General features: G+C 45.8%; 23 protein-coding genes. 12 read left to right on the plus strand and 11 right to left on the minus strand.

Going from position 1 to position 26,969, the window contains the following annotated elements:
• Window positions 1-10 precede the first annotated feature (10 nt).
• The 4 genes from ACZIX4_RS10785 to ACZIX4_RS10800 are packed head-to-tail and all read left to right on the plus strand — an operon-like array spanning window position 11 to window position 3,149.
• Window positions 11-367 (plus strand): cytochrome c, encoded by a 357-nt coding sequence (locus ACZIX4_RS10785; protein ID WP_463335648.1) that lies wholly within the window; start codon window positions 11-13, stop codon window positions 365-367.
• A gap of 18 nt (window positions 368-385) precedes the next feature.
• Window positions 386-928, plus strand: coding sequence for a YceI family protein (locus ACZIX4_RS10790; RefSeq protein ID WP_463335649.1), 543 nt, complete (start codon window positions 386-388; stop codon window positions 926-928).
• Window positions 929-934: 6 nt separating this feature from the next.
• A complete protein-coding gene (locus ACZIX4_RS10795) occupies window positions 935-1,456 on the plus strand; it encodes an ankyrin repeat domain-containing protein (RefSeq protein ID WP_463335650.1) in 522 nt (173 codons plus the stop codon).
• Between the two features lie 10 nt (window positions 1,457-1,466).
• The gene (locus ACZIX4_RS10800; RefSeq protein ID WP_463335651.1) at window positions 1,467-3,149 is read left to right on the plus strand and encodes an Ig-like domain-containing protein; all 1,683 of its coding nucleotides are present in this window, start codon (window positions 1,467-1,469) and stop codon (window positions 3,147-3,149) included.
• Window positions 3,150-3,699: 550 nt separating this feature from the next.
• On the opposite strand, the gene ACZIX4_RS10805 is transcribed toward ACZIX4_RS10800, so the two are convergent.
• Complete coding sequence (locus tag ACZIX4_RS10805) at window positions 3,700-4,446, minus strand: DeoR/GlpR family DNA-binding transcription regulator (RefSeq protein ID WP_411406332.1); 747 nt, start codon at window positions 4,444-4,446, stop codon at window positions 3,700-3,702.
• Window positions 4,447-4,561: 115 nt separating this feature from the next.
• On the opposite strand from ACZIX4_RS10805, the gene ACZIX4_RS10810 reads away from it, so the two are divergent.
• From ACZIX4_RS10810 to ACZIX4_RS10820, 3 genes are all read left to right on the plus strand, one after another.
• Window positions 4,562-5,167: a 5' nucleotidase, NT5C type gene (locus ACZIX4_RS10810; protein ID WP_463335652.1), complete on the plus strand. Its 606-nt coding sequence runs from the start codon at window positions 4,562-4,564 to the stop codon at window positions 5,165-5,167.
• Between the two features lie 96 nt (window positions 5,168-5,263).
• Window positions 5,264-5,647, plus strand: a complete 384-nt coding sequence (locus ACZIX4_RS10815) for a hypothetical protein (protein ID WP_463335653.1) — start codon at window positions 5,264-5,266, stop codon at window positions 5,645-5,647.
• Between the two features lie 28 nt (window positions 5,648-5,675).
• Window positions 5,676-5,966 carry a hypothetical protein gene (locus ACZIX4_RS10820; protein ID WP_463335654.1) on the plus strand — a complete coding sequence of 97 codons (291 nt, stop codon included), beginning with the start codon at window positions 5,676-5,678 and terminating at the stop codon, window positions 5,964-5,966.
• A gap of 279 nt (window positions 5,967-6,245) precedes the next feature.
• Here the strand turns inward: ACZIX4_RS10820 and ACZIX4_RS10825 are convergent, their stop codons facing one another.
• The 3 genes from ACZIX4_RS10825 to ahcY all read right to left on the minus strand — a co-directional run bounded on the left by ACZIX4_RS10825 (window position 6,246) and on the right by ahcY (window position 9,948).
• Window positions 6,246-7,415 (minus strand): MFS transporter, encoded by a 1,170-nt coding sequence (locus ACZIX4_RS10825; RefSeq protein WP_463335655.1) that lies wholly within the window; start codon window positions 7,413-7,415, stop codon window positions 6,246-6,248.
• A gap of 162 nt (window positions 7,416-7,577) precedes the next feature.
• Window positions 7,578-8,213 (minus strand): leucyl/phenylalanyl-tRNA--protein transferase, encoded by a 636-nt coding sequence (gene aat / locus ACZIX4_RS10830; protein WP_463335656.1) that lies wholly within the window; start codon window positions 8,211-8,213, stop codon window positions 7,578-7,580.
• Between the two features lie 418 nt (window positions 8,214-8,631).
• The gene (ahcY, locus tag ACZIX4_RS10835; RefSeq protein ID WP_463335657.1) at window positions 8,632-9,948 is read right to left on the minus strand and encodes an adenosylhomocysteinase; all 1,317 of its coding nucleotides are present in this window, start codon (window positions 9,946-9,948) and stop codon (window positions 8,632-8,634) included.
• Between the two features lie 86 nt (window positions 9,949-10,034).
• On the opposite strand from ahcY, the gene ACZIX4_RS10840 reads away from it, so the two are divergent.
• Genes ACZIX4_RS10840 through arfB form a run of 4 tightly spaced genes read left to right on the plus strand, consistent with a single transcriptional unit; the run spans window position 10,035 to window position 13,603 of the window.
• Entirely contained in the window at window positions 10,035-10,667 is a 633-nt protein-coding gene (locus tag ACZIX4_RS10840; protein ID WP_463335658.1) for a 4'-phosphopantetheinyl transferase family protein, read from the plus strand.
• A 15-nt stretch (window positions 10,668-10,682) separates the two neighbouring features.
• A complete protein-coding gene (gene pnuC / locus ACZIX4_RS10845; RefSeq protein WP_463335659.1) occupies window positions 10,683-11,309 on the plus strand; it encodes a nicotinamide riboside transporter PnuC in 627 nt (208 codons plus the stop codon).
• The gene (locus ACZIX4_RS10850) at window positions 11,279-13,186 is read left to right on the plus strand and encodes a DUF4301 family protein (RefSeq protein ID WP_463335660.1); all 1,908 of its coding nucleotides are present in this window, start codon (window positions 11,279-11,281) and stop codon (window positions 13,184-13,186) included. Before pnuC ends, ACZIX4_RS10850 begins: the two co-directional genes overlap by 31 nt.
• 15 nt (window positions 13,187-13,201) lie before the next feature.
• Window positions 13,202-13,603: an alternative ribosome rescue aminoacyl-tRNA hydrolase ArfB gene (gene arfB, locus ACZIX4_RS10855; RefSeq protein ID WP_463335661.1), complete on the plus strand. Its 402-nt coding sequence runs from the start codon at window positions 13,202-13,204 to the stop codon at window positions 13,601-13,603.
• 170 nt (window positions 13,604-13,773) lie between these two features.
• Here arfB and ACZIX4_RS10860 read toward each other — a convergent pair whose 3' ends face one another.
• The 6 genes from ACZIX4_RS10860 to ACZIX4_RS10885 form a co-directional block, all read right to left on the minus strand.
• The gene (locus tag ACZIX4_RS10860) at window positions 13,774-15,855 is read right to left on the minus strand and encodes a T9SS type A sorting domain-containing protein (protein WP_463335662.1); all 2,082 of its coding nucleotides are present in this window, start codon (window positions 15,853-15,855) and stop codon (window positions 13,774-13,776) included.
• A 108-nt stretch (window positions 15,856-15,963) separates the two neighbouring features.
• The gene (locus ACZIX4_RS10865) at window positions 15,964-17,604 is read right to left on the minus strand and encodes a tetratricopeptide repeat protein (RefSeq protein WP_463335663.1); all 1,641 of its coding nucleotides are present in this window, start codon (window positions 17,602-17,604) and stop codon (window positions 15,964-15,966) included.
• A gap of 330 nt (window positions 17,605-17,934) precedes the next feature.
• Window positions 17,935-20,256 (minus strand): GH92 family glycosyl hydrolase, encoded by a 2,322-nt coding sequence (locus tag ACZIX4_RS10870; protein WP_463335664.1) that lies wholly within the window; start codon window positions 20,254-20,256, stop codon window positions 17,935-17,937.
• 9 nt (window positions 20,257-20,265) lie between these two features.
• Entirely contained in the window at window positions 20,266-20,844 is a 579-nt protein-coding gene (locus ACZIX4_RS10875) for a hypothetical protein (RefSeq protein WP_463335665.1), read from the minus strand.
• 148 nt (window positions 20,845-20,992) lie between these two features.
• Complete coding sequence (locus tag ACZIX4_RS10880) at window positions 20,993-23,167, minus strand: TonB-dependent receptor (protein ID WP_463335666.1); 2,175 nt, start codon at window positions 23,165-23,167, stop codon at window positions 20,993-20,995.
• Between the two features lie 356 nt (window positions 23,168-23,523).
• Window positions 23,524-24,345 carry an alpha/beta fold hydrolase gene (locus ACZIX4_RS10885; RefSeq protein ID WP_463335667.1) on the minus strand — a complete coding sequence of 274 codons (822 nt, stop codon included), beginning with the start codon at window positions 24,343-24,345 and terminating at the stop codon, window positions 23,524-23,526.
• A 487-nt stretch (window positions 24,346-24,832) separates the two neighbouring features.
• Between ACZIX4_RS10885 and ACZIX4_RS10890 the strand changes: the two genes are divergently transcribed.
• A complete protein-coding gene (locus tag ACZIX4_RS10890; protein ID WP_463335668.1) occupies window positions 24,833-25,765 on the plus strand; it encodes a hypothetical protein in 933 nt (310 codons plus the stop codon).
• A 99-nt stretch (window positions 25,766-25,864) separates the two neighbouring features.
• Here the strand turns inward: ACZIX4_RS10890 and bioB are convergent, their stop codons facing one another.
• The gene (bioB, locus tag ACZIX4_RS10895; RefSeq protein ID WP_463335669.1) at window positions 25,865-26,947 is read right to left on the minus strand and encodes a biotin synthase BioB; all 1,083 of its coding nucleotides are present in this window, start codon (window positions 26,945-26,947) and stop codon (window positions 25,865-25,867) included.
• Window positions 26,948-26,969 lie beyond the last annotated feature (22 nt).

Raw genomic sequence — 26,969 nt, forward strand, 5'->3', positions numbered from 1 at the left:
AAGTAGAAGCATGAAAAAATACACACTTTATATACTTGTTGCGGCAGCTTTTGCAAGTTGCGAATCGCACACCTACGAAGACATTCAGGACGATACGGTAATTGTGGGTGATGTTACCTACAACGCCCACGTAAAAAGCATTATGACTAACAACTGCGTTAGCTGCCATGCCAATGGAGGCAGCGCTTCGTTCTTACCGCTTACCACGTACGATGAGGTAAAAACTGCGGTAGAGAACACGGATTTGCTAAACCGCATACAGCGCCAGAATGGAGAGGACGGGCTGATGCCGCAAACCGGCCGCATGTCTCAGGCGAACATCGACATCATACTGCAATGGAACACAGACGGATTACTTGAAAACTAAATACGGGAAGAAATGCTTATGAAAAAGAACACACTACTGCTGTTTGCCTTTATGATGGTTACAGCACTCCACGCCCAGAAGTACACTACCAAAACGGGCAATATTAAGTTTGAAGCCAGTATGCCGTCTTTTGAGGAGGTAGCTGCCGAAAACAAAACGGCATCGGCTGTGGTTGTAGCCGAAACAGGTGATATTGCGGTACTGGCGCTTATGAAGGGTTTCCGTTTTAAAGTAGCACTTATGGAAGAGCACTTTAACGAAAACTATGTAGAAAGCGACAAGTACCCTAAGGCTACTTTTAAGGGAAAGATTGAGGGTTTCGACATCAGTAAGGTTACTGCCGATGGGAAGAACTTTACCATAACGGGCGACCTTACCCTGCACGGAAAAACCAAGCACGTTACCGATTCGGCTAAGATAACCCGCCAGGGAAATACATTGGTTATTACCGGTGCCTTTGAGGTTACACCTGCCGATTTTGACATTGAAATACCTTCATTGGTAAGCAAAAAGATTGCCGACAAAATTAAAGTTAGTTACACGTTTCAACTTACTAAATAACAGAGTATGGAAAAGCTTTTAATCCTCCTGGTTACGGTAATTATGCCGGCTGTATGCCTTGCCCAGGGCAAGGACGTGTTCGATACCGCACGCAGCGGTACCGTAGAACAAATGAAAATACTGGTGCAAAAAAACAAGGATACAATAAATGCCGTAAGCCCCATGGGGTATACACCGCTGCTTTTGGCCTGCTACCGCGGCAATGACCCTGTGGCAGAATACCTGATAGGCAGCGTGAAGGACGTGAACAAAAACACCTCTAATGGTACGGCCCTTGCTGCTGCTGTGGTAAAGGGAAACATAAAGCTTGCCAAACTGTTGCTGGAGCATAAAGCCAACCCCAATATTGCCGATCCGGCAGGGGTAACCCCACTGGTATATGCCGTGCAGTTTGAAAACATAGAACTGATAAAGCTGCTGTTGCAGTACAAGGCAAACCCTTCGGCAAAGGATAACGAGGGGCACACCGTGTACGACCATGCCGCTTTCAGCAAAAACGAAGAAATCATAAAACTATTCAAAAAGTAAAAAAACGCAAATGAAAAAAACGCTACTCGCCGCAATTGTTGCACTGGCAACGACAACCGGGGTCCTTGCACAGAGCAAGACCACAGGAACGGTTACGCTTGGCACGGGAATGACCGTGAAAGTGGACCTGAACAATGATACTTCTACCGCTACGCTTACCCTTACCGGCCCTCAGGACCGCTGGATAGCCCTGCAGTTTGGTTCGTTTACAAACACGGGTGGTATGGCTAACGGCCAGGACCTTGTGTACTATAACGGTACCACGCTGGTAGATGCACACATGAATGGTGTGGGTAATACGCCAAGTTCTGATACTAACGACTGGACGGTAAGCAGCAACACCGTAAGCGGCAGCACCCGTACTATAGTGGCTACAAGGGCTTTTGCCGGTGGTACTAACGATTACACCTTTAACTACAGCAATGCTGATATTGATTTTGCATGGGCCAGGGGCGGTAGCGCTACCTACTCTTTGGGTAACCACGGCAGCGGTAACCGCGGCTATAAAATAAACCAATCATTCAGCTGTATGCCACCGGATGCGCCTGCTGCTGTAGCACAGTCGTTCTGTTCGGGTGCTACCGTGGCTAACCTTGCTGCTACAGGCGGCAGTGGTGCTACCTTCAGCTGGTATGCTAATGCTACCGGAGGTACTGCACTGGCATCTACTACGGCACTGAGCAGTGGTAACTACTATGTATCTCAAACACAAAGTGCATGCGAAAGCGCACGTACGCTTGTTGCGGTAACCATAACTACGGTACCACTACCTACAGCCGCTGCTACGCAGTCGTTTTGTAATGCTGCTACCGTGGCCGACCTTACGGCTACTGGTCAGGCAGGTGCTACAGTAATATGGTATGGTACTTCAAGCGAGCCTTTCGCACTTGAACCATCTACAGAGCTGGTTAACGGTAATACATACTATGTAGGCCAAACGCAGGGCGACTGTGCCAGCCAGAGGGTTGCCGTAACTGTTGCCATAAATACTACTGCCGCACCGGTCGCATCTGCACAGTCATTTTGTGGTACAGCTACCGTAGCTGAACTTACTGCTAATGGTACTGCTGTAAAATGGTATGAAACCGAAGGCGGTACAGCTCTTGCTTCAACTGCTGCACTAAGCACCGGTACCTATTATGCTACACAAACGCTTAACAGCTGCGAAAGTACAACTACAGCAGTAGAGGTAACTGTAACAGCTACACCGGGTACACCGGGTGGTGCACCAGAGCAAACATTCCAGGCGGGTGCTACAGTATCTGAACTGCAAATAAGCATCCTTATAGGCAGCACCATTACATATTATATCCTTGATGAAGATGTGTATGTGGCTATCCCTGCAAGTACTGCACTTGTTACGGGTACTACCTACTACATAAGCCAGACGGTAAACGGCTGTATAAGCGACTACCTTGCTGTAACGGTGACTGAGACTGCGGGTACAGACAGCTTTGGCCTTGCCGGGCTAAAAGCCTATCCTAACCCTGCCGGAAACTCGGTAACTGTTAGTGCGGGTACTGCCCTTGCAGGTGTTTCGGTACACAACATATTAGGCCAGCAGGTATTGGTACAGTCTGCCAATGGTACCAGTACCACGCTGAACCTTTCAGGCCTTACTGCCGGTACTTACCTGGTAAAAGTAACGTCTGATAAAGGTGCCGTGGCTACACTACGAGTAGTAAAACGATAAAACGAAAGTTTTGTGTAAATAAAGGTTTTTCTTATTTTTAGGTTGGTAAAACAGGTCGTTCCCGTACGGGAGTGGCCTGTTTTTTATTTTAGGAATGGGCTAATATAGTTGTTTGAAGATGAAGAAAATCCAGTTAGATTGCCGCGCTTCGCTCGCAAAGACGGGGCGTGAAGAAAGCAACGTATTGCCCACGTGTCTATAGCCAGTCTCATCCGGTTCGTCTTTGCGAGGAGGCACGACGAAGCAATCTCTTAATTTAGTTAATTCAAAAGAATTACTCTGCTTGCTTTTTATCCTGAAAAAAGTAACGCACCATGTTTATGGTTTTCTGTATAAGCTGGAAACCAAACCAACCAAATGCTATAGATAATAATATGCACAGTATCGTTTGGACACTGTCTTGGTTTTCAATCGAAAAAAACTTGGTAGCTATGCCCGCCAGAAAAAATATCCCGAAAAAAAGCAACGGTAGTTATAAACAGGTATATGAAAAAACGCTCCGCCTTACTCATAATAAATGGTTCTGGTTAGTACCGCTAATATACAAATACTACACCACATTCAGCCCCAGGTCACGGTAGGGTTGCAGCTTTTCATCATCCGGTTCGGCTTCAGTAACCAGGGTGTCTACTTTGGTTATCGGACATACAAAAAACGCTTCGGCGGTATCTATCTTTTGCAGGGTGCTTAGCGCAATGATTTGCGCGGCGTTTTCCACCATGTTACGTTTCACAAGGCTGTCCTCATAGCTGCGGGCAGTAAGGCCTATGGTGTGTATACTGCTCACCCCGAAAAAGTAAATATTGGCACGCACATTACGCACTGTGTCTATAGCTTGCTGGCCTATGGTGGTAAAGGCAGTTTTGTAGAGCCTTCCCCCGGCAAATATTACTTCGGCATTCGGGTGGTCTTCCAGCACATCGGCTACGGGGAAGCTGTTTGTTACCACCGTAACTTTCAGGTCTTTTGGCATCATTTGCGCCACTGCAAGTACCGATGTACCTCCGTCCATAAATATCGTTTGCCCGTTCTTTATAAAAGGGATAGCTTTTTCGGCAATGCGCTTTTTCAGGGAAATGTCAAACTTCTCCCGGTCGCGGTAATGTTGCGGTATGGTGCTGGTGGCTATGGCGCCGCCGCGTACGGCTTTCAGCAGGCCTTGTATGTCGAGTTCTTTAATGTCGCGGCGTACTGTATCTTCAGATACATTAAGCAAACGGCTCATTTCACCCAGCTGCACGCGGTTGTCGCGGGTTAAGTGTTCCAGTATCAGCTGTAAACGCTCTTCTTTAACCATGGTGTGTATTTGTTTACCGCAAAGATACAAAAATTTAACCTTGCAAAAGTTTGCAAATATTTGCAGTATATTGCAAAATGTTGCTATCTTTGCTGCAAGTAAATGCAATAACCCCATGAATACCTCAGAAACAAAACGTAAAACAATTGCCATCGACATGGACGGCGTACTGGCCGATGTAGAGGCGCAGTACCTGGACTGGTACGAAAAAGAGTATGGAACAAGGCCGGAACGCGAAAGCATGCTGGGCCTTATGGAATGTGATGCCCTGCCAAACGGCGCCATAGCCAAATTTTTGGTTACGCCCGGGTTCTTCCGCACGCTGCCGGTTATGGAAGGCGCGGTAGCCGCAGTGAAAGACCTGATGACAGATTATGACGTGTACGTAGTATCGGCGGCTATGGAGTTTCCGCTGTCGCTGTACGAAAAAAAGCTGTGGCTGGAAGAGCACTTTCCGTTCATCGACTGGAGGAACATTATCTTTTGCGGCGATAAAAGCGTGATTGATACGGACTTCCTGATAGACGACCACTGCAAAAACCTTGACAACTGCCCGGGTAAGCCGCTTATGTTTACGGCTTTCCACAACGTAAATAAAGACCACCACCAGCGTGTAAACCATTGGAACGACGTGCCTGGACTGGTACGTGACCTCACACACGTACGCCAGAAACTGGCCGAAATTCCGTCTGTAAAAAATATAGACAGGCCACGCTGGTAACGATTTTTCTGATTTTTTTTTAGTTCCTGTTTCCCGCCACGGCGGGATTTTTTATTGGGTATAATTGTGTACTTTTGGTGTAAACCGACCTGATTAATGAAACAACAACACATCCGCCCGGCTATACTTTTATACGCGTTATTGTGCGGTGTGGCAATAGTGCTTTTCCCGAAGGATAACAACTATATCCCGCTATTGTTTGCCCCGGTATTTGTGGCTTGTGCAGGTAAAACCTTTTGGAACGGGCAGGAACTATATACCTATCTGGAACGGCACTTCCCGGAATATTATAAGAAGCATAAGATGATAAACGGCAGGGTAGACCACGTTTGGGACCTTACCGATAAGGAAATTTTAAACCGGCTGGATGCAACCGTATTGCAAATGGTAAAGACTGCTAAATTCTATATGGGTAATATAGCTATGGCTTTTGTGCTTTTTGCATTATTGGCTGTAGGGACGGTGATGACGAAATGGTAAGATTGATTTAAGATAACCAATACAAATTATGGATGAGGATATACACCCTGATATAAAAACAGCACAGCACATAATGATTACGGAGTTCCTGCTGTTTATTGCATTTTGTGGGTTGGCATTGTGGAACAGTTTTACGGTATATATGGCGGTAGGGTTGGTGCTTATTTCAATACCGGTAAACATATTCTGGATTGTCCGCCTGTTTATAAACAAACCGCCAAAATATATCGCTTATGTTGCGGGTTTATCGCTGCCTGTAACGGCCCTGTTTATTCTTGTTGTATGGGTGTTGGGCGAGTTAAGTAGGATTAAATGTTAATGCTATGAACACGAAACTTATTCATACCACAAAACGGCTGCTGTTCTTCGAGGCAATACTGTTCTTTTTAGGGCTGTTTTTAGTGATTGAACCCATCGCGGGAATCTACTATTACTTACTGTGGTTTAGTGTTGTTTGCATTACAAACCTTATTGTAATCATACGCCTAATCATTAAAAGGCCGAAAAACTATATAGGGTACTCCATTTTACTGTTCATAATACCTATAATAGCTTTGGGGATATTATTGCTCATCATATAAAAATGATGAACTGACTATTACGCCTTGTTTTTTCGTTGCCACATCATCGTATATACTATAGCAATAACCACAGCAAAGGCCGCAAAGTAAAATACCATGGGTATACGCGCCAGGTCATTGGCATAGTACCAGCCCGCTATGGCAGCACCAAAGCCTATGCCGGCCTCCATAGCCATATAGCCTGTAGCCACGGCCTTGCCACGGTCGGCGGCACCGCTGAGGTCTACCATCCAGGCGTTAATGGCAGGGGAGAGGATGCCCTGCGCTATACCGTAAATACCTGCGGCAAATAGTAAAAAGAATTTTGTAGTGGCAATCCCTGTCAGTATTAATGCTATAAATAATACTACCAATCCCCAACGCAGTACTGTAACACGCCCGTATTTATCGCTTGCTTTACCGGCAAGGAAACGCATGGCCAGCGAGGTAAGCGTAAGCACCATAAAGAACATCCCTTTATTTTTTATGCCCAATGCTTCCGATTCATCGGGTACCAACGTAAGCATTGCCCCGTAGGATATACATATGAGCAGGTTTACAAAAGCAGCAGGTATGGCCTGTTTCAGGATGATGTCGCGGCGGTTTATTTTTAGTAGTGCGGGTTTGAATTTCTGGTTGTCCTTAAGGGTTTCTTTCATGTTCATGATGATGAGCACACTCAGCAGCGCCAGCCCCGACGACACATAAAACAACACATTAATACTGAAATGCAGTGTAATAAGCCCGCCCAATGCAGGGCCTGCTGCCATGCCGGTACTAAAGCACAGCCCGTGTATGCCCAGCGCTTCTCCCCAGCGTTCCTTGGGTGCTATGTCGGCTACGTAGGCCGCAGTGGCAGTAGGCTTAAAGCCTGTAGAAAAACCATGCATCAGCCTCAGGAATAAAAACCCTGCTACCGAAGTAAGCACGGGGTATAGCAACCCGCAGACAAAACACACTATGCTGCCCACCGCCATAACAGGTATGCGCCCCACGGTATCGGTAAGCCTGCCACTAAACGGGCGTGATATGCCTGCCGTAAGTGTAAACAGTGCTATGATAAGCCCTTTGTATTCGGCACCGCCCAGGCTGGTAAGGTACGCGGGCAGTTCGGGGATAAGCATGTTAAAACTAGCTGAAAACAACAGCGAACTAAGGCACATAAGGCCAAATTGCAGGTTGTAGATAGGGTGCGGGGATTTTTCCATAATGCGGTGCAAAGGTACTCCTTTAAGTCGAAAGTTTAAAGCTGAAAGTCTTAAAGGTAAAAGGCAAAAGGGATAAGGCAGAAGGGAAAAGTTTCAGGATTGCGTAATTTCAAATTACGAATTAACAAATAACCGTATTACCTTATAACCGAATCACCATAATCAGGAAAGAAGCAAGTCCATATAATCCTTTCGTGAAATTTCGCGTGCGCCCAGGCTTTCCAGGTGGTCGTTGTGTACCTGGCAGTCCAGTATGCGGTAGTTTTCGTGTTGCAGTTTTTTTGCCAAAGCTATAAAGGCTATTTTGCTGGCATTACTCGCCTTGCTGAACATGCTCTCGCCGCAAAATATATGCCCTAGGTCTATGCCGTACAGGCCACCCACCAGTTCACCATCCATCCATACCTCTACTGATTTTGCGTAACCCATTTCATGCAGGCGACAGTAAGCTTGCTTCATTTCGGGGGTTATCCAGGTGCCGTTTTGCCCGTCGCGTTTTATGCTGCGGCAGTTGCTTATTACCTGTTCAAAGGCGGTGTTCCAGGTTACGGTAAAATCGCGGCGGTTAATCACGTTCCGCATGCTTTTGGAAACCTTCAGTTCCGGAAAAAAAAGTACCATGCGTTCTGGTGGGCTCCACCACAGTATGGGCTCATCATCATCAAACCACGGGAATATACCGCTGCGGTATGCCAGCATCAGCCGTTCGGCGCTCAGGTCGCCCCCTATGGCTACAATGCCTTCAGGTGAAGCGTAATGCACCGGCGGAAAATAGAGCTCGCGTGATAAAAAATACATACCTGTTAGTTTGGTGTGTTACAAAATTAGCTTTTTTCAATTTACTGCAAAAAAAGCAGGGCTTCAATATTAAATTTAACTTAATCCTGTTGTGGCAATTGTGCTGAAACCCCTTTAAATATGTACCTTTGCGGTGCGGTAACATTCCGCTTTTATCATCTATTTTTTCATTAAGCACGCAGCCCCGCCTCACAGTGGGGCTGTAGTGTTTTTATACTTTAACACATATGAAAAATACCTACTATTGGGTATTTTATGGTGTACTATTTCGTTTTATTTTTGGAAAAGTAAACCAATTTTCGATTTCATAAACCGTAGTAGTATTATGAAAATCTCATAGCATTAGTTGATAGTTTTGGCAAAAACAACAAGCCCCGCACTTTTCAGGCGGGGCTTGTTTATTAAAAGAACCTTATAATTAGTAACGGTAATACTCCGGTTTGTATGGCCCTTGTACTTCCACGCCTATGTAAGCGGCCTGGCCTTCGCTAAGGGTTTCAAGTTCAACACCCAGTTTGGCAAGGTGTAGCGAAGCCACTTTTTCGTCAAGGTGCTTAGGCAGCATGTACACTTCGTTTTTGTAAGCAGCGCTGTTGTTCCAAAGCTCAAGCTGGGCAAGGGTTTGATTAGTAAACGAGTTGCTCATTACAAAGCTTGGGTGGCCTGTGGCGCAGCCAAGGTTTACAAGGCGGCCTTCAGCAAGGATGATAATATCTTTACCGTTTACGGTATATTTATCTACTTGTGGCTTTATTTCTATTTTAGAAGCACCGTGGTTGCCGTTAAGCCAAGCCATGTCAATCTCGTTGTCAAAGTGGCCTATGTTACATACTACGGTTTTATCTTTCATCTGCTCAAAGTGGCGGCCTACAACAATATCCTTATTACCTGTAGTGGTAATGATAATATCGGCATTGGCTATCACAGTGTCAAGTTTCTTCACTTCGTAACCGTCCATAGCAGCCTGTAGCGCACATATCGGGTCAATTTCGGTAACGGTAACTATAGAACCCGCACCACGGAATGATGCAGCAGTACCTTTACCCACGTCGCCGTAACCGCATACAATAACGCGCTTACCGGCAAGCATAAGGTCGGTAGCACGGCGTACCGCGTCTACAGCACTTTCCTTACAGCCGTATTTGTTGTCAAATTTAGATTTGGTAACACTGTCGTTAACGTTGATGGCAGGCATTACAAGTGTACCGTTTTTCATCCTTTCATAAAGGCGGTGTACACCTGTAGTGGTTTCTTCGCTAAGGCCTTTAATACCGGCAGCAAGCTCAGGGAAACGGTCAAATACCATATTGGTAAGGTCGCCACCATCGTCAAGTATCATGTTAAGCGGCTGGCGCTCTTCGCCAAACCAAAGGGTTTGCTCTATACACCAGTCAAACTCTTCTTCATTCATGCCTTTCCATGCATAAACCGATATGCCGGCAGCAGCTATGGCAGCAGCAGCATGGTCTTGCGTAGAAAATATGTTGCATGAGCTCCAGGTAACTTCTGCACCCAGGGCTACAAGCGTTTCTATAAGCACAGCGGTTTGTATGGTCATGTGCAGGCATCCGGCTATACGGGCGCCTTTAAGCGGCTGGCTCGGGCCATATTCGGCACGCAGTGCCATAAGCCCCGGCATTTCGGCTTCAGCCAGTTGTATCTCTTTCCTTCCCCATTCCGCAAGCGAAATATCCTTTACTTTGTATGCCACAAAAGGCAGTGTTGTTGTACTCATTCCTAATTACGTATATTTGTATTAGCAAAAAATTTTTGCAAAGATACTAAACAGGAAAATTAATTCCGAACGTCAACCAATAATAAATGCCTTTATATAAATCGCTTACCGTAAGTGCCGATACCCAGGTGCTGGTGTGGAAGAACACCGAAACCCTTGAAGAACTGCTGGCTGCCACGCAGCTACGCGAGGTATGCACCGCACGCCTGGCCGGTATGAAGAGCGAGCAGCACCAAAAAGGCTTTTTGGGTGTGCGCATGCTGCTGCAGCATATAGGGTATACTGACTTTGACCTGTTTTATGACGAAAACGGCAAGCCCCACCTTAAAGATGGCAAAAATATATCCATTACCCACTCGTATGCATACAGTGCTATAATTATAAGCAACAGGCAGATAGGTATAGATATGGAAATGCAGCGCCCTAAGGTGGTAAGCATAGCAGATAAATTTATAGATGCAGAATTTAATTTTCTTGATGCGGCCGATGAAGAAGATTACCTGCGCCGCCTTATAGTAATATGGGGTGTAAAAGAAGCGGTGTATAAAATGATTTCGCGTCCGGGCATGAGCTTTAAGCAAAACATTGAAGTTTTTCCGTTTATAATTAATGACGGCGGCGGCGAAACCGCATACAGTTTTGAGGGTGTTTCGGCTAAAGTGCCGTTCTTTTTTATGGAGCTCGAAGGCTTTACACTGGTGTATTGTTTGGGGCTTTAATTTAACTTTTGTTTAATGTTAGAGGTTTTCGACTTTTTATTCAGGCAATATAAAGACTATACTTTTGTGCAGATTCTGTTAGAGTCTGTTGCAGTAGTGTTAGGAATAGTTAGTGTTATTTTAAGTAGCCGCAATAATATATGGCTCTACCCAACTGGCCTGGCCAGTACTGTAATTTATATTTATTTACTATATAATTGGGAACTTTATGGCGACCTCATTATCAATTTGTACTACTTTTACATGAGTATTTACGGATGGGTTTTGTGGAGTAAACGCTACAGAAAAAGCAACGATATTCTAAAAATTACAAAAAGTTCGTATAAAGATTATATAAAATCGTTATTTATTTTCATTTTTTCTATTATATTTGTTGCAGGAATTTATATTGTATTTGACAAGTTTGACCGATGGTGGGCTTATGCCGACATCATCATGACCGGGCTGCTTTTTGTGGGGACATGGCAGCTTGCGAAGCGCAAACTTGAAAACTGGCTTTTCCTGATTGCCGGGGATATAATAGCAATTCCGCTCATCTATCTTAAGGGGTACACCCTTACCAGTATTTTGAATGTAGTTTTAACTGTAATTGCCATTTTTGGCTTTCTAGCATGGAAGAAAATTTTACAAGGCAAAAAGTAGACACGTTAAACATAACGGTCTACGCAGAGCAGGAAAGCAAGCCCACGGCTGCATTGCTCAACCAACAACCTTTTGCACAGGAAAAAGACAACCGCCGCCTGAATTTTAAAGCAAAAGACATTGGGTTAGTAAATAACCCGAAACAAAGTGACCTGGCTATTGTTATTGCGCCCGAAGAAAATAAAGAGGCCAATGAACTTGCACAAAAGCTGCTGAACAACCAAAACCTGAGGCTGCGCATTACCACCGGATACGATAACGTATTTGAAAAGGTATCGGAAATAGCCACAGAAATGGAAAGGGCGCTGGAGCTTGGACTGGAAATTACCGACTTTATGCAGATATATCGTAGGGGTATATCTATGGATAAGGTAGAGCACCAATTATCTATCTTTACTAACGGTATTGCCAAGATAAACCTGGACAGACCTGCCACAATAGGCGATGGTATTACACTGCTGCAAAAAGAAGAGGCACAGTCACTATCCGATTTTTTTGATGTTAAAAAAGAAAGCTATAAGCTTAAGAAGTTTGTTCCGGCATCGGGTGCTGCTACCCGTATGTTTAAGTTCCTGCACGATTTTATGAGCGGGTACGATGCTTCTAAAGAAACTATAAACAGCTACGTTAACCGCGTTAAAGATAATTCACTGCCCGTATTTTTCCTGGGGCTGGAGCGTTTCCCTTTCTATAAGGAAATAGCCGAAATAGCAGAAAAGCACATTAAGTGCAGCGATATGGAAAACGAGAACCTGCGTGAAGATGCCCGCAATTACAGTTTTGTAAAAACGATGATGAGCGAGGAGCATTTTGATTATGCCAATAAGCCTAAAGGTATACTGCCTTTCCACAGGTACGACGATTTTAGTGCTACGCCGGTATACGAACACCTGCGCGAAGCTGTGGCTTATGCCAGTTCTAAAGGCGAAACGCACGTACACTTCACCATATCTGAAGCGCACCTTAACGGTTTCCTTGATGCCATAAACGATGCACGCAGTAAAGTAGAAGAGGAGTCGGGCATAAAAATACATTTCAACTTTACCTACCAGCATAAAGAAACCGATACGCTTGCCGTAGACCTGGATAACAGGCCGTTTAGGGAAGAAAAAACCAAGCTGCTGTTCCGCCCGGGCGGACACGGTGCGCTGATAGAAAACCTGAACAGGCTGGATGCCGATGTAGTGTTTATTAAAAACATAGACAACGTAAGGCATACCAAAATGGAAACCATAGCGCTATACAAAAAAGCGCTGGGCGGTATTTTGGTAAAGCTTCAGGAAAAAGTGTTTAAATATCTTGAAGATATAGACAACGGTAGTATTAACGAAGCCGAGCTTGACGAGATAATTAAATTTGCAGAGCAGGAACTGTCGCTGGATATTTCGCCTGACTTTGATAAGTTTACCCTTGAAAACAAATACCAATACGTAAAAGACCAGCTGAACAGGCCTATACGCGTATGCGGTATGGTAAAGAACGAAGGCGAGCCGGGTGGCGGCCCATTCTGGGTTAAGGGCAAGCGCGGCAGGCTTTCACTACAAATTGTGGAAAGCTCGCAGATAGACATGGATAACAAAATCCAGGGACACATTTTTAGCCAGAGCACCCACTTTAACCCGGTAGACCTGGTGTGTGGTGTTAAGGACTATAAAGGAGATAAATTTGACCTGCGCCAGTACGTAGATGCCAATACCGGCTTTATTGTACAGAAAAACCGCATGGGCAAAGAAGTAAAATCATACGAACTTCCGGGACTGTGGAACGGGGCTATGGCAGGATGGGTAACGGTGTTTGTAGAGGTGCCGCTTAAAACCTTTAACCCTGTAAAAACTGTAAACGACCTGCTGAAACCGGCCCACCAGAAACCGGCTTAACAGACAAAAACCGTTGTGGACACAGAGAAGATACTCAGCGAAATAGAATACAAGGCGGTACGCAGCAGCGGTGCCGGGGGGCAAAATGTAAATAAGGTATCCAGTAAAGTAGTACTGGGTTTCCGCCCCGCCATATCGGCTGCACTTACCGAAGAAGAAAAGCTGCTGGTGGCAGCACGGCTGGCAAACCGCATTAATGCCGAAGGCCAGCTGGTACTGCACTGCGATGAAGACCGCAGCCAGCTTCGCAATAAGGAACTTGTTACGCGCCGTTTCCTGCAGCTTATGGCAGCGGCCATAAAACCCGAAATACCCCGAAAGGCTACCCGGGTGCCGCGTGCAGTAATGCAAAAACGCCGTGATAACAAAGCCCGTAACAGCGAAAAAAAGCAATCGCGACGCAGGCCTGATTTTTAAAGCCTGCCGCACAAAAATAAAGAGCTGCCCAAACGGGCAGCTCTTGTTGTTTATAGCTGTTTTTACTTTCCGGAGGAAAGCCTTGTGTCCTTCAAAAGAAAATAACAGCCTGGCTTAGTGTACTCCATGTGAAACGTTGTGTGCTTTGTGGTAAAAATTTATACAAAGTGTTACAGCTTCACAATCTTAATGGTCTTAGACCCGGTAGCCGCTTCTGCCTTTAGCAGGTAAGTACCGGCCTGTAGTGTATGTACCGGTAGTGTAACTTCGGTTTTACCTGCTTTTTGGCTCAGGACTTCCTGGCCTAAAAGGTTGTAAACGGTAACCGTATCTATCACTGTACTGCCGCTGCTTAGTGTAATTGTACTCCCCGCAGGGTTTGGATATGCTTTTAAATCCAGCCTGCTGAAGCTATCCGTACCTGATGCCGGGCTAACTGTGATTGCAGTATAACTACTTTCGCAACCATTTACTGTCTGGCTTACATAGTAAGTAGTGCCATTTTCCAGTAGAGTATCGGCTGTTACCGGTATGAAGGTGTCAAAAAGCAAAGAGTACCAACTTACCACGGCACCATCGGTAACGGTAATTTCCAGGTCCGCTATCGTTTCTCCCTCAGTATAGGTTTGTGTTTCCACAGCTTCCGGAGCGTTAGGTACTGCATTTACTGTAATATCTACAGCAAGCGGGTCGCTTTCGCAGTCGTTTACCGTTTGGGTTACGTAGTAGGTACCGGTGCTTAGTAATGTATCGATTGTAAGGGGAGAACCATCTGCAGTAGCGTACCACAGTATCAGGCTGTCGTTTGTACCTGTTGCGCTAAGGTTTTCCACGGTAGCTTCACCACAAAACGATTGTGCTTCGGCTACAGGCTGTTCAGGTGCAGTACAGTCGTATGTAATAATAACATCCACATCAGAGTTTCCGCCTTCCAGGGTTATGGCTACATAATAGGTAGTCCCGGCAGTAATGTTTATTGTCCTGTTATCGTCAAAAACATTACACGGGTTGGTAGCCTGGTTCACCCATGTAAGGTTCGGCACGCCTGCATTTTCGTTTGGTGCTGTGTAAAAGTGTATCAGGTTAAGGTCGCCCGGGCTTGGGGTAGGCAGTATTACCTGCGCAGTACCGTTTGCAGTGGCTGTAAATTTATACCACACAAAAGGCATGCTGCCGCCATCGCATCCGTTTACGGTATAGTCAAAAGCCTGGGATTCGGCTGTTGCATACATAAACTGTACGGCATGGTCAGTATACGGCTGGGTGAAGGTATCTACATCATACGCATTGACTATTTCGTCGTTTTGCGGTGCAATGGGAGTACACGTTGCCGAAATTACAAAATCGCCTGTGGTAACACCTGCGCCCGAAACCAGTACATAATAATCCGAATAACCGTCGTAGTTAAAGGTAATACTGCTAAGGTTGCCACAACTGTTATCGTTAGCGGTAACGCACTCCAGCGTATCGGGGCTGCCCTTAAACACACTCAGGCGGGTGTCTAATTCGGTTGAAGAATCACACAGGCTCAGCGTTACTGCAGACTGGTACATTTCATTGCTGAATTTGTACCAAACACCATTGGTATTACCATCTACACTATTGCACACCGGTAAGCCGGTTTCGGGGGTTGAGGTAATCGTAGTGCCATTGCTCGTTTGCCCGCAGCTAAGCATAAACGCACCTGCTATGGTGTCGTTTGGTATTACGGTATACGTCCCCGAAAGGTTAACATTAGCCACGCCTGCACCCCAGCTGTAGGTAAACTGGTCGTTGTAGGTAAAGCGTACCTTAAACTGGCTGTTCTTGTAAGCGGTAACATCTATGTTGCCACTTGGGGTAGGCGGGGTGTGGGTGTTTACAAACAGTATCTGCTGCCATGCAGTGCCGTTGTACACTTCTACTGTAAAAGTACCGCCCTGATCTTCGGCGATACTAAGGCCGTAATCAAACGACAGGCTTACCGTGTCGAATCCGCTGGTGTCAAACGCTGGCGAAATAAGGCGTACCCAGCTGTTGTCGTCAAACGACATGTCGTCGTTAAAAATAGCCGCAGGCGAACTGAAGCTGCCTGCTCCGGGCAGGTAAGTGGTACCATAATACCAGTCGGTTTCGGCTTCAAAGCCTAACAATTGTGTAGACCAGCCGTTTGGTGGGCCGCCCGCAGGGAATGTAGTACTGTAAATGGTACTTTGGGCTGATGCGTGCCAAATTGCTGCCAGCATCAGCAGGGATAAGAAAAGGTTTCTCATGTAAAATGGTTTTTTAGGTTTTGACAAACCATAAAGATGCTAAAACCATTTGGCATCATGAAAAAAACAGTTAGAAAAAGTGTGACATTTACACGCTATGTTGTGAAATTATACTGCTGATAGATAGCTATATAGCGACGTGCTGTCGGGTAAGCCAAGTTTTTGGGCAATACGTTCCTTACGCTTACGGGTAGCATCGGGCGAAATGTTCAGCATTACCGAAATTTCCTTAGCATTTAGGTTCATGTATACGTAGCAGATAAAGCGGATGTCATTGGCGTTAAGATCGGGGTGGGCGGCTTTAAGGCGTGACAGGAAGCCCTGGTTTACCTCCTCAAAATGTATCAGGAAGTTGTCCCATTCGTTATCGGTACGAAGTGAATCGCGAAGAAAGCGGATGTGCTTTTTTATGGCCGGTATACGTACCAGTTCCGGTTCGCCTGAAAGTAGTTTTATTACATCCTCTATCATCTGGTACTTGCCTGAAGTATGTAGCGCCTGCGACGATAGCTTGCGGTTTTTGTATTCTATTTCGCTCTTCAGGCGTTCCTGTTCTACAAGTGTATTGTGCTGTTCCTCCCGGTGCTGTTGTTCGGCTAATAATGCATCGCTTTCACTGCGGGCAAGTTTCAGCTGTAGCTGCTGGTTGCTGTTTTCGGCTTCCAGCTTACGTTGTTTGTGCCTCATGGCCCTGTTTCGTAATATAAAGAAGACCAGCAACAGCCCCGCCGTCATACAACCAGCAAGGGCATAAAACAGCCTGCGTTCCTGGGTTATGGTGGCATCTTGTATGGCAATCTGGTTGCGGTAGTCCTGCATTTCAAATTTTACGCGGTTGTTTTCAAAGATGCGGCCGTTCTTTATATTGTTTAGCCGTTCCTGTATGTTGAAAACGCTATCCTTAAATGTCAGGGCCTGCGCGTAGCTGCCTTTTTTCTGTTCTATTTCCGATAGCAGTTCGTATATAGACAGCCGTGTAGAAAGGTCTGTGTTGCATTGTAACGCCAGGTTGGCATACTTTTCTGCGGCGGTATAGTTTTTTTGGTACAGAAGGTTTTTCGCTATGATAATTTGCAGTGTTACCACGTCGTTATTCCCTTTGTCGTTTGGCATGTCCTTCAGTAAATCTGTGGCCATTTTAAGAGAAACGTCAGTATTATGCAGCATCATTTCGTCTTCGGCAAAGGCTATTTGTATCAGTTTGTAAATAGCCGGGTATTTTTTTGCCAGGGGCTGTGCCTTTTTAAGGTAGGCAATGGATTCTTCTATCTGGCCCAGTTTGTTTTTTACCAACGCAAGGTTAAGCAGGTATACCGCGGTCGATTCTTCATTCTTTAACCTGAGCGACCGTTCATACGCTTTGTTGAAATACTCAAAAGCCTTGTCGTATTGCTTTTCCTGCCCGTAGAGTATGGCTATGTCATTAAGGGCAGACATCTCCAGTTCTATGTTGTTTATTTTTACCGCTGCATTGTAGGCTTCAAGGTGGTAGGTGAGTGCCGTACCGAAATCCAGCATTTCAGAATAACATACGCCTATGTTATTTGTGGCATTGATGTAATGTTTCGGCAGGCTGTTCTTTTCGGCTATCTGCTGGGCACGCAGCATTATCTCTATGGCTTCGTGGTATTTGCGCTTGTTTAGTTTTTCCTTCCCGGCCACTATAAGCGAATCACAATAATGCGCGGCATCCTGGGCGTATAGTAACGTGGAGGCAAACAGCATTATGTACAGCAATACAGTTTTCATTGGCGGGGCAGTGTTTTTTAGTGTGTGTTTTGGGATAATCTGCCAAATATAACCATACTGCGCCTGTATGCAAATTAATTGCACCTAAAATTGAGGTGTGTTGGGTGTAGTTTTTGCCTATGAAGCTGCTTCACCCCGCTTATCAGAGGGGTTGGGATTCTTTGGCGGATAAATTTGTAACACAGAGTCCCACAGAAATTGCACTGAGAGGCTATTGCACAAAGTCCCGCAAAGGAAGCGCAAAGTTTCCCTAAGTTTTCTTATTTAAGTCCGCAAAGCATTCCTGCGGAATGTGATGAAGTGTACAAAGCAGCACACGCCTGAGTGATGCTACTCCCTCTCTTTGGGAGAGGGCGGGGGGGAGGCTTTTTTACTCCTCATATAAAATACCAGTGTGCCGCCATTCATTATATCAGAATGCTTTAGGGTAGTGCCTTGTAGCGGCTTGCCGTTCAGTTCCATTTTTTGCACATACACGTTTTTAGCGCTTTGGTTTTTTGCTGAAATGGTAAAAGTTTTCCCGTTTTCCAATGTCAGTATGGCTTGTTTAACCAAAGGGCTGCCCAGCTGGTAAACATCGCTGCCCGGCGCTACGGGGTAAAACCCAAGGCTGCTGAAAATATACCACGCACTCATTTGGCCTGCATCATCGTTACCGCCAAGGCCGTCAGGGGCAGGTTTGTACTGGTGGTTCAGTATCATGCGCACGCGTTCCTGTGTTTTCCAGGGCTTGCCGGTATAGTTGTACAGGTAGGCCACGTGGTGGCTGGGTTCGTTGCCGTGTACATAATTGCCTATAATGCCGTCGCGGCTAATGTCTTCGGTATGTTCAAAGTATTTATCAGGCAGCTGCATGGTAAACAGCGAATCCAGGTGTTGCGTAAATTTCTCTTTACCGCAGTGCAGCTTAATAAGCGCATCAGGGTTTTGCGGCACGTACAGGCTGTAGTTCCAGGCGTTGCCTTCTATATAACCACGTTCACCGGTATCCAGCGGGTCAAACTTTTTCATGAAAGTTCCATCTGCCATACGGGCGCGCATAAAGCCGCTTTCCTTATCCCAAACATTGTTGTAGTTTTCGGCACGGGCGCTGTAGGCGTTGTACACCTCTTCATTGCCCAGCTTTTTTGCCATTTGGGCAATGCACCAGTCGTCATAGGCATATTCCAAAGTCTTAGAAACCGAAGCCCCGTTTTTATCTTCGGGTACATAACCAATCTCAGTATAGTACCAAATCCCGTCGTAATAATTAAGGTTAGATGCATCCCTGCACGCTTGTAGCGCCAGCCTGGTATCAAACCCCGTATTCCCTTTGGCTACGGCATCGGCAATGACTGATACCGAATGGTAGCCTATCATACACCAGTTTTCATTGGCATAGTGGCTCCACACCGGCAAGGCTTTATGCACACTCTGGCTGTAATGTGCCAGCATGCTGTTTATCATGTCGCTGTTGCGTTTCGGCTGGATAACATTAAACAGCGGGTGCAACGAGCGGTAGGTGTCCCAAAGCGAAAAGGTGGTGTAATTGGTAAAGCCTTCTGCTTTGTGTATGTTTTGGTCAAGCCCCTTGTAGCTGCCATCAACATCCATGTACGTAGTGGGGTTGATAAAGGCATGGTACATGGCCGTGTAGAAGTTGGTTTTATCAGCTTCGGTAAGCGTTTCCACCTTTATTTTGCCCAACTCCTTGTCCCAAAGTTGCTGCCCGTCAGTTTTTACCTTGTCAAAATCCCAACCCGGCACTTCGGTTTTCATGTTGGCTATGGCATTTTCAGTACTTACGGGAGATAGTGCAAACTTTACCAGTATCTGCTCACCGGCGTCTACATCAAAGTCAAAGTACATGCGCAGGTTTTGCGCGGCCTGCTCCGGGAAGTTCCTGGTTTGGTCAAACTTCCGCCAGAAGCCGTTGTAAATATTATCCTTATCATAGGTTTGTGCCCCGTAATTCTTCGGTGCCTTGCTGAATGCCATAGCGAAATACACCGTACGGGTACGCGCCCAGCCACGCGTTTGGCGGTAGCCGGTTATCAGGGTGTCGTTTTCCACGCGTACAAACGTCCACACGTTTTTGTTGTTGTGGTTGTATATGCCGTGCATAAAGTCGGCTATAATGTGGCCTGTTTCCTGTTTTGGAAAGGTATAGCGGTGCATGCCCACGCGGGTAGTGGTGGTAAGCTCGGCAAGTATGTTGTGGTCGTCCAGCTTTACTTTATAGTAGTTAGCTTCGGCATGTTCATTGGGATGCGAAAAAGCCGAACGGTAACCGCTTTGAGGCTTGTCTGCCGTGCCGGGGTTCAGCTGTAGTGGACCCGTTGTAGGCATCAGCAAAAAGTCGCCAAGGTCGCTGTGCCCTGTACCGCTAAAATGGGTGTGGCTGAAACCAACTATAGTTTTATCGTCGTACTGGTAACCGGCACAATACCGGTATACCTCGCCGTTGTATTTTTTGTTGAGTTCGTAGGCAATGGTATCAGTATCGGGGCTAAGCTGTACCGAACCAAACGGCACCGTAGCCCCGGGGTAGGTATGCCCCATACGTTGCGTACCGATAAGCGGGTTGATGTATTGGTAGTCCTTCTTTATGGTTTTCTGGCTGTAGCCGAAAAATGTTACCAGTAATGCAGTAATAGCAAATTGTAGTTTCATGTAGTTTGTTTAATGGCTGTCTTCTTTTTCAAACAAAGACACATTGCCACGCAAATCTATGTAAAAAGTATGTACTTTAAGGTGGTATTTACCTTTGCCGTAATCATGTTCTACGGCGCTGATTTCTCCTGCAAGCGCTTCGGCAAAATGGCCATGGCAGGCTTTTTCTTTTTTCTCATCATCAAACTTACCATTTTGTAAAAACTCTTTGTACGCCCCACAATCCTGGTGTTCTATGATGTATATGTCTTCAATATGGTGAAGCTGGACTGCAATATCAATATGGTTAAACAACGTTTTTTTCCAAGGTGTAAAAAAGTTGTACTTTTCTAATTGGTCATATTTAAAGTCAAAAGGTACTTTTGATGACGGTACACTATTGCCCACTACCGGTTGTTGTGCAATTTGCGGGGCTGCCAGTGTAAGCGAAGTACCGGCAAGTGCAAAATGGTCATAACGGTTTTGCAGGTTATCGTAGTTAAGGAAATCTACAAGGTTATCTGTTAGCCTCAGGTCGATGCAGCTTATTACAAGGACGTTCTTTTTGGGTAGCTGGTAGCCGGTTTGTGGGTAGTTGAGTAATGACATAAGGTTGATTTTAAGTTTGTTATAAAAATATAAAACAAAATCGAATAACAAAATTATTCATCATCAAAACCTTACGTTAACGCCATAAAAAAATCCTGCCTTGTTTCCAAAGCAGGATTTACTCAAATAAATTATAACAAAAAATGAATTAGAATTTGATGTTTGCGCCAATAAGGAAATTACGCGTGGCCTGCGGGTAATAATACGGGTCACCCCACATGTAACCGTTAGACACATATTCCTTATCCAGTACATTGTTTACAAGCGCACTGAACATAACCGACTTAAATACTGAATTAAGTTTCAGTTCGTAAGACACGTTAATGTCATTTATAAAGTACGACGGCAGTTTTGCATTGGCCGATTCCAGGTTGTCCATGTACTGCTCGCCTACATACTTAGAAAGCAATGCCGCCTGGAAGTTTTTAAACGGTACGAATACCAACTGGTTACCCGCTATTACCGATGGTGAAAAGGCTATCTGCGTATCGCCAAGGTTTTGTACGCCGGCATCGGTTTCATTATAAAAATCAAGGTTTTTATTGGCACTTACTGATATGTTCGGCCTTATTATAAACCAGTTTGCAGCATATATGGTAGCATCGGCCTCTATACCGGCGCGGTAGCTGTCGCCACTGTTTGCATAAATAGGCGAACCCACATCGTTAATGGCTCCGGTAAGTACCAACTGGTCTTTGTAACGCATGTAGTAGCCGTTGATGTTTACGGTGCTACGGTTTTTCTTAAAGCGCCAGCCCAACTCAAAATCGTTAAGGCTTTCAGGCTTGGTGCTGCCGTTTTCGTAGTCGCTGCGGCGCGGTTCTTTATTGCCACGGCCATAGCTGAAGTACAGGCTGTTGTCGTTATTCACCGTAAAAGTTATACCTGCCTTCGGGTTAAAGAAGTTAAAGGTATCATCAGCCGGGATAACATACTCGTTGTCTTCAGTTACGTTATCTGCTTTGTAATGCACGGTACGGTATTGCAGGTCGCCAAACAGGCTGAAGTTACTGCCCAGTGTATAATTCGCCTTGGCAAACACGTTGAAGTCGGTTTTAGTGGCGTTGTTATCGTAGTAGCGGTCATCAGGCACTGTGTTTTGTGTGTATTGCGCCCATATAGCCTTACCGAAGTGGGCACCTTCGTATTTGTTCCAGCCGCCACCAAGTGTAGCGCTGAAGTTGTCCTTCTTATAATTGGTGGAAAACGTAGTACCGAAGAAGTCGTTATCCAGCCATTTTTGTGTTATAACATCTGAAATGCCAATGGTTTCGCTACCCACGATAAGCGGCTGTATGCCGTAAGCAGGCAGCTCGGCATCGTCGCGGTAGTTTTCGTAGTAGCCCTTACCCATGGTATAGAATACCGCAAGGTTAGTACTCCAATTGTTGCTCCAGCGTTCGTTCCAGTGTAGTTGGTATTGGTCTTGCCAGTAATTGTCGGTTTCGTTTTTGTAGAAACGCTGGTTTCCATCAGCATCAATATAGTAACCCGAATAGTTATACGTACGGCTCGATGCCATGGTAGCCGCATCGATACCGTTCCATGCCTGGTAGGTTTTTTCGCTTCCGCCAAAGGCAATACCTTTAATAAGTGTACCGCCGTTTACATACGTTCCCTGTAAAAAGAACGACTTCAGGCTGCTGGAAGCGCGGTCTACATAGCCGTCGCTTTCTATGTTTGAAAGCCTTCCGGCAAGTTCAAAATGATCGTTCAGCAAACCGGTGCTAAATTTTACCGTATGCTTACGCGAGTTGTAACTACCGAATGAGTTGGCTATTTCGCCGCCCGCATGTTCTTTATAGGCATCGGTAAGTACGTTAAGGCTGGCGCCAAAAGCACCCGCACCGTTAGTACTGGTACCTACGCCGCGTTGCAGCTGAATACTCTCGGCAGATGAGGCAAAGTCACCCATGTTTACCCAGTACGTACCGTGCGATTCGGCATCGTTATACGGTATACCGTTCAGGGTAACGTTAATGCGGCTGGCATCGGCACCACGCACGCGGATACCGGTGTAGCCTATACCGTTACCTGCATCGGTAGTGGTTACCACACTTGGCAGATAGTTAAGCAATAGCGGAATGTCCTGGCCCAGGTTGCGTGGGGCAAGTTCCTCTTTGGTTACGTTACTGAAGGTAACCGGGCTGCCACTGTTGGCACGTACGGCCTGCACCAGTACTTCGTCAAGTTTTGTAGAAGTGGAGTCCTGCTGCGTTGTAGATGGCTGCTGTGCAAAAGCCGCCGCAGGAAGCAAGAAAAGAAGTTGCTTAGGAGCTAAGAAGCTAAGCCGCTCAGAAGCTTTAGAAAAATAGTTTTTCATCCGTAAAATAATCTTTACGAATAAAAGGGGCGATTATTCTTTTGGTTTAAAATTAGTAATGAATTCTCGGCACGGCGGCGTGCACTCCGCTTATTGCCTGTTCCCTTGGCGGCATTACCCGCCCAGGTTCATTGGGTATGATCTCAGCCCGATATTTAGGGCACCCCTTTGAGACGGCGCAAAGGTAATACAATATTTTAGATTTAAAAGATAATTGGATTTTTAGATTTTTGGATTGTCAGACTATTAGATGACTAGAATACAAATAGTTAACCCGTTACACAACTTTTACTTTGCTAAATAAAAGTGCGCAACGGGTTAACTGTGGGATAATAAAGAGGTTTTAACCAAAAAACTTATTCGTTGATAAAGTCTAACAGGTCTTTATTGATGTCTGCTGCATGGGTAGTGGGCATACCGTGAGGGAAGCCCGGATAGGTAATCAGCTTGCCGTTTTTAAGCAGTTTTATCGATTTTGCAGCAGAGTTACCATACGGTACAATCTGGTCGTCATCGCCATGCAGTACCAAAACCGGGATATCAACCGATTTCAGGTCTTCGGTAAAGTCAGTTTCGGAAAACGCCTTGATGCCGTCATAATGGGCAACGATTCCGCCCATCATTCCCTGCCTCCACCAGTTCCTCTGTACGCCTTCTTTCACATCGGCACCTTCCCTGTTGTAGCCATAGAATGGAACCGTAAGGTCAATATAAAACTGGGACCTGTTATTCAGGGTCTGGTCCCTTATGCCATCAAAAACTTCAATAGGAACACCGTCAGGGTTGGTTTCGCTTTTCACCATAATTGGTGGAACTGCACTGATAAGTACTGCTTTTTTAGCCCTTCCGTTAGCATATTTATTTACATAGCGGATAACCTCGCCACCGCCTGTTGAGTGCCCGATATGGATAACATCGGTTAATCCAAGGAACTCCACCAGCTCAGCTGCGTCTGAAGCATATTGCTCTATGGTGTGGTTATAGATGTCCTGGCTTGAACGGCCATGGCCCCTCCTGTCGTGGGCAATAACCCTGAAACCTTTTTGCAGGAAGAAAATCACCTGTGCATCCCAGTCGTCTGATGACAACGGCCATCCGTGGTGAAACATTAGTACCGGTCCTTGTCCCTGGTCTTTGTAAAAAATCTCTGTTCCGTCTTTAAGTTTTAATGTGCTCATAATTGTTATATTTTAATTGATTTTATTAAACGTACAAGCATAATGGCAAAAAACAGCCCAAAACAATTAATCGGTTGATTATCATTGGTTTTTAAAACTCGGGCAATGTTTAAAATTACGACATTTCGTCGTTTTATCAGCGGGTTATTATAATTTATGTTTTCCCGTTGTGCATTTTGAGTGTTTTATTCCAACATTCCAATTGTCTACTGATCTAAAAATCCAACCATCCAATAATCTAATCGCCTAAAAACCCAAAAACCAATCCCCGCATTTTTAACCACTTTGCTCTTATGTAAAGTACTGTAATAAATTTGGCTACACTGGCGTAACCCTGCGGCAACATAGGCTGTAATTGCGTAAAAAGAGTTTCACGTTTTCAAAACCTTTACAAAACAGCATTTTTTACCCGTATAAAGTTTCTTTGTAAAAGGTCGCGCGGCCATATCCACAAAACAAGATCATTCATTAACTAAACATCTTAAAAATGAAAAAGCAACCTTTTGTGCTGCTGGCCATTACCGGCCTGGCACTGTTTGCCGCGTGCACTGCCCCCACACTTGAAGAAGAATCAGACAGCATAATGGCAGACAAGTACACTACCAATGCCGTAGTAAACACTAACACGTTCCTTAACTGTGGCTGTACCGAAAGCAGTACCAAAATTACCGGCAGTACTGCGGCGGGCTATGCTGCTGCATTCGCCCCATTGGTAAAGTTTGACCAGGCAGCACCGGATTACCCTACGTCTGTAGAAGACATCTGGGCCAGTACTAACCCGTCAACCATCACTTGCGGCGGTACTTTGGCACTTACCAATGCCACTGCACCTACAAGCCTTAACTTTCCTACGTACTATGACGTACAAAACCACCCTACTGACAGCGATAAAGCTTTTGTAGAGTATTGGTTTGTATACAAGCGCCAGGAGCCATGTTCTGCCGGACAGGGCGGCCACGACTATGATCTGGAGCACATAGTAGTACAGTTTAAGAAATCAACTAACAAAATACTTACGGTTACCTACTTTCAGCATGCGGGCTGGTATACTAAAGACTGGCGTAATGTGGCTACCGGCACCCGCCCTGTGGCTTACGTAGGCAAATATGCCCACGGTATGTACCATTTTGGTAACAGTGTAAGCTTTATCGGCTATGCATGTACGTATTATGGCGATTACCGCAACCCGGCCGATGCCAGCGACGAAGCCAGCACCTGGAACAACCTTCAGCCTATAAGCTGTGAAAAAACGGAGTTCAACTTTAACGGTAACTGGGGTAGCCCGGGCAAAGGGCCGCTGTTCCGCGACAGGGCGTTCTGGAACTATGCCGCCTGTAAAGGCAGCGACGGCCTTTTCGGTACCGATGGTTGCAGCCAGAGCGATTTTGCTGTAGGCACCCTTATAGGAAGCATCAACTAAGTATATATTGGCTGTTATTAATCCCCACAAAAAGAAACAGGCTGCCCATGGGCAGCCTGTTGTATATTATAGCTTTATCTTTTTAGCAAGTCAATAAACTTATATTTTGCCGCTTGCTTTCAGGTTTCGCTCTATGGTGTGGCCTGGGCGGCTCCACCTTGGCTTTTCGCCCAATGTCTGGTAAGCAGAATCTTCGGCTTCCACAGTTTGCGGCTGCATCAGCTTAATGAACGGCTTTTGCGGCTGTAGCCCAAGCATTTCAAACATTTTCATGTCTTCGTTTACATCCGGGTTAGGGGTGGTAAGCAGCTTGTCTCCCGCAAATATAGAGTTGGCACCTGCAAAGAAGCACATGGCCTGGCCTTCGCGGCTCATTTGTGTGCGCCCTGCCGAAAGCCTTACCTGCGTTTCAGGCATTACAATACGGGTAGTGGCTACCATGCGTATCATTTCCCAGATTTCAACAGGCTTTTCGTCTTCCATAGGGGTACCTTCCACGGCTACCAGTGCGTTAATAGGCACTGATTCCGGTTGTGGGTTTAGCGAAGCAAGTGCTACCAGCATGCCGGCGCGGTCTTCTATGCTTTCGCCCATACCGATAATACCGCCGCTGCATACCGTAACGTTTGTTTTACGTACGTTTTCTATAGTTTGCAGGCGGTCTTCATAACCACGTGTACTGATCACTTCCGTATAGTACTCCGGCGATGTGTCCAGGTTGTGGTTGTACGCATACAGGCCGGCCTCGGCAAGGCGGTGTGCCTGGTTTTCGGTAAGCATACCCAGTGTGCAGCATACCTCCATATCCAGCTTGTTTATGGTACGTACCATTTCCAGCACCTGGTCAAACTCAGGGCCGTCTTTCACATTTCGCCAGGCGGCACCCATACATACGCGGCTCGATCCTGATGCTTTTGCCCTTAGTGCCTGTGCCTTTACGGTTTGCACGCTCATAAGGTCATTGCCTTCTACCTTGGTGTGGTAGCGGGCAGCCTGCGGACAGTAACCGCAATCTTCGGGGCATCCGCCGGTTTTTATGCTCAGCAGGGTGCTTACCTGCACTACATTAGGGTCGTGGTGTTCACGGTGTATAGTGGCTGCTTCATAAAGCAGTTCCATAAGGGGCTTGTTATATATAGCAATTATCTCTTCCCTTGTCCAGTTGTGTCTTTTGTTGCTCATACACAAAAATTATTTGCTCCAA

The sequence above is a fragment of the Flavobacterium niveum genome, assembly GCF_055231775.1.

Bases quoted from the DNA above. Each gene is read 5' to 3' on its own strand.
- ACZIX4_RS10785 (WP_463335648.1), top strand. From the start codon at position 11: ATGAAAAAATACACACTTTATATACTTGTTGCGGCAGCTTTTGCAAGT.
- ACZIX4_RS10790 (WP_463335649.1), top strand. From the start codon at position 386: ATGAAAAAGAACACACTACTGCTGTTTGCCTTTATGATGGTTACAGCA.
- ACZIX4_RS10795 (WP_463335650.1), top strand. From the start codon at position 935: ATGGAAAAGCTTTTAATCCTCCTGGTTACGGTAATTATGCCGGCTGTA.
- ACZIX4_RS10800 (WP_463335651.1), top strand. From the start codon at position 1,467: ATGAAAAAAACGCTACTCGCCGCAATTGTTGCACTGGCAACGACAACC.
- ACZIX4_RS10805 (WP_411406332.1), bottom strand. From the start codon at position 4,446: ATGGTTAAAGAAGAGCGTTTACAGCTGATACTGGAACACTTAACCCGC.
- ACZIX4_RS10810 (WP_463335652.1), top strand. From the start codon at position 4,562: ATGAATACCTCAGAAACAAAACGTAAAACAATTGCCATCGACATGGAC.
- ACZIX4_RS10815 (WP_463335653.1), top strand. From the start codon at position 5,264: ATGAAACAACAACACATCCGCCCGGCTATACTTTTATACGCGTTATTG.
- ACZIX4_RS10820 (WP_463335654.1), top strand. From the start codon at position 5,676: ATGGATGAGGATATACACCCTGATATAAAAACAGCACAGCACATAATG.
- ACZIX4_RS10825 (WP_463335655.1), bottom strand. From the start codon at position 7,415: ATGGAAAAATCCCCGCACCCTATCTACAACCTGCAATTTGGCCTTATG.
- aat (WP_463335656.1), bottom strand. From the start codon at position 8,213: ATGTATTTTTTATCACGCGAGCTCTATTTTCCGCCGGTGCATTACGCT.
- ahcY (WP_463335657.1), bottom strand. From the start codon at position 9,948: ATGAGTACAACAACACTGCCTTTTGTGGCATACAAAGTAAAGGATATT.
- ACZIX4_RS10840 (WP_463335658.1), top strand. From the start codon at position 10,035: ATGCCTTTATATAAATCGCTTACCGTAAGTGCCGATACCCAGGTGCTG.
- pnuC (WP_463335659.1), top strand. From the start codon at position 10,683: ATGTTAGAGGTTTTCGACTTTTTATTCAGGCAATATAAAGACTATACT.
- ACZIX4_RS10850 (WP_463335660.1), top strand. From the start codon at position 11,279: ATGGAAGAAAATTTTACAAGGCAAAAAGTAGACACGTTAAACATAACG.
- ACZIX4_RS10860 (WP_463335662.1), bottom strand. From the start codon at position 15,855: ATGAGAAACCTTTTCTTATCCCTGCTGATGCTGGCAGCAATTTGGCAC.
- ACZIX4_RS10865 (WP_463335663.1), bottom strand. From the start codon at position 17,604: ATGAAAACTGTATTGCTGTACATAATGCTGTTTGCCTCCACGTTACTA.
- ACZIX4_RS10870 (WP_463335664.1), bottom strand. From the start codon at position 20,256: ATGAAACTACAATTTGCTATTACTGCATTACTGGTAACATTTTTCGGC.
- ACZIX4_RS10875 (WP_463335665.1), bottom strand. From the start codon at position 20,844: ATGTCATTACTCAACTACCCACAAACCGGCTACCAGCTACCCAAAAAG.
- ACZIX4_RS10880 (WP_463335666.1), bottom strand. From the start codon at position 23,167: ATGAAAAACTATTTTTCTAAAGCTTCTGAGCGGCTTAGCTTCTTAGCT.
- ACZIX4_RS10885 (WP_463335667.1), bottom strand. From the start codon at position 24,345: ATGAGCACATTAAAACTTAAAGACGGAACAGAGATTTTTTACAAAGAC.
- ACZIX4_RS10890 (WP_463335668.1), top strand. From the start codon at position 24,833: ATGAAAAAGCAACCTTTTGTGCTGCTGGCCATTACCGGCCTGGCACTG.
- bioB (WP_463335669.1), bottom strand. From the start codon at position 26,947: ATGAGCAACAAAAGACACAACTGGACAAGGGAAGAGATAATTGCTATA.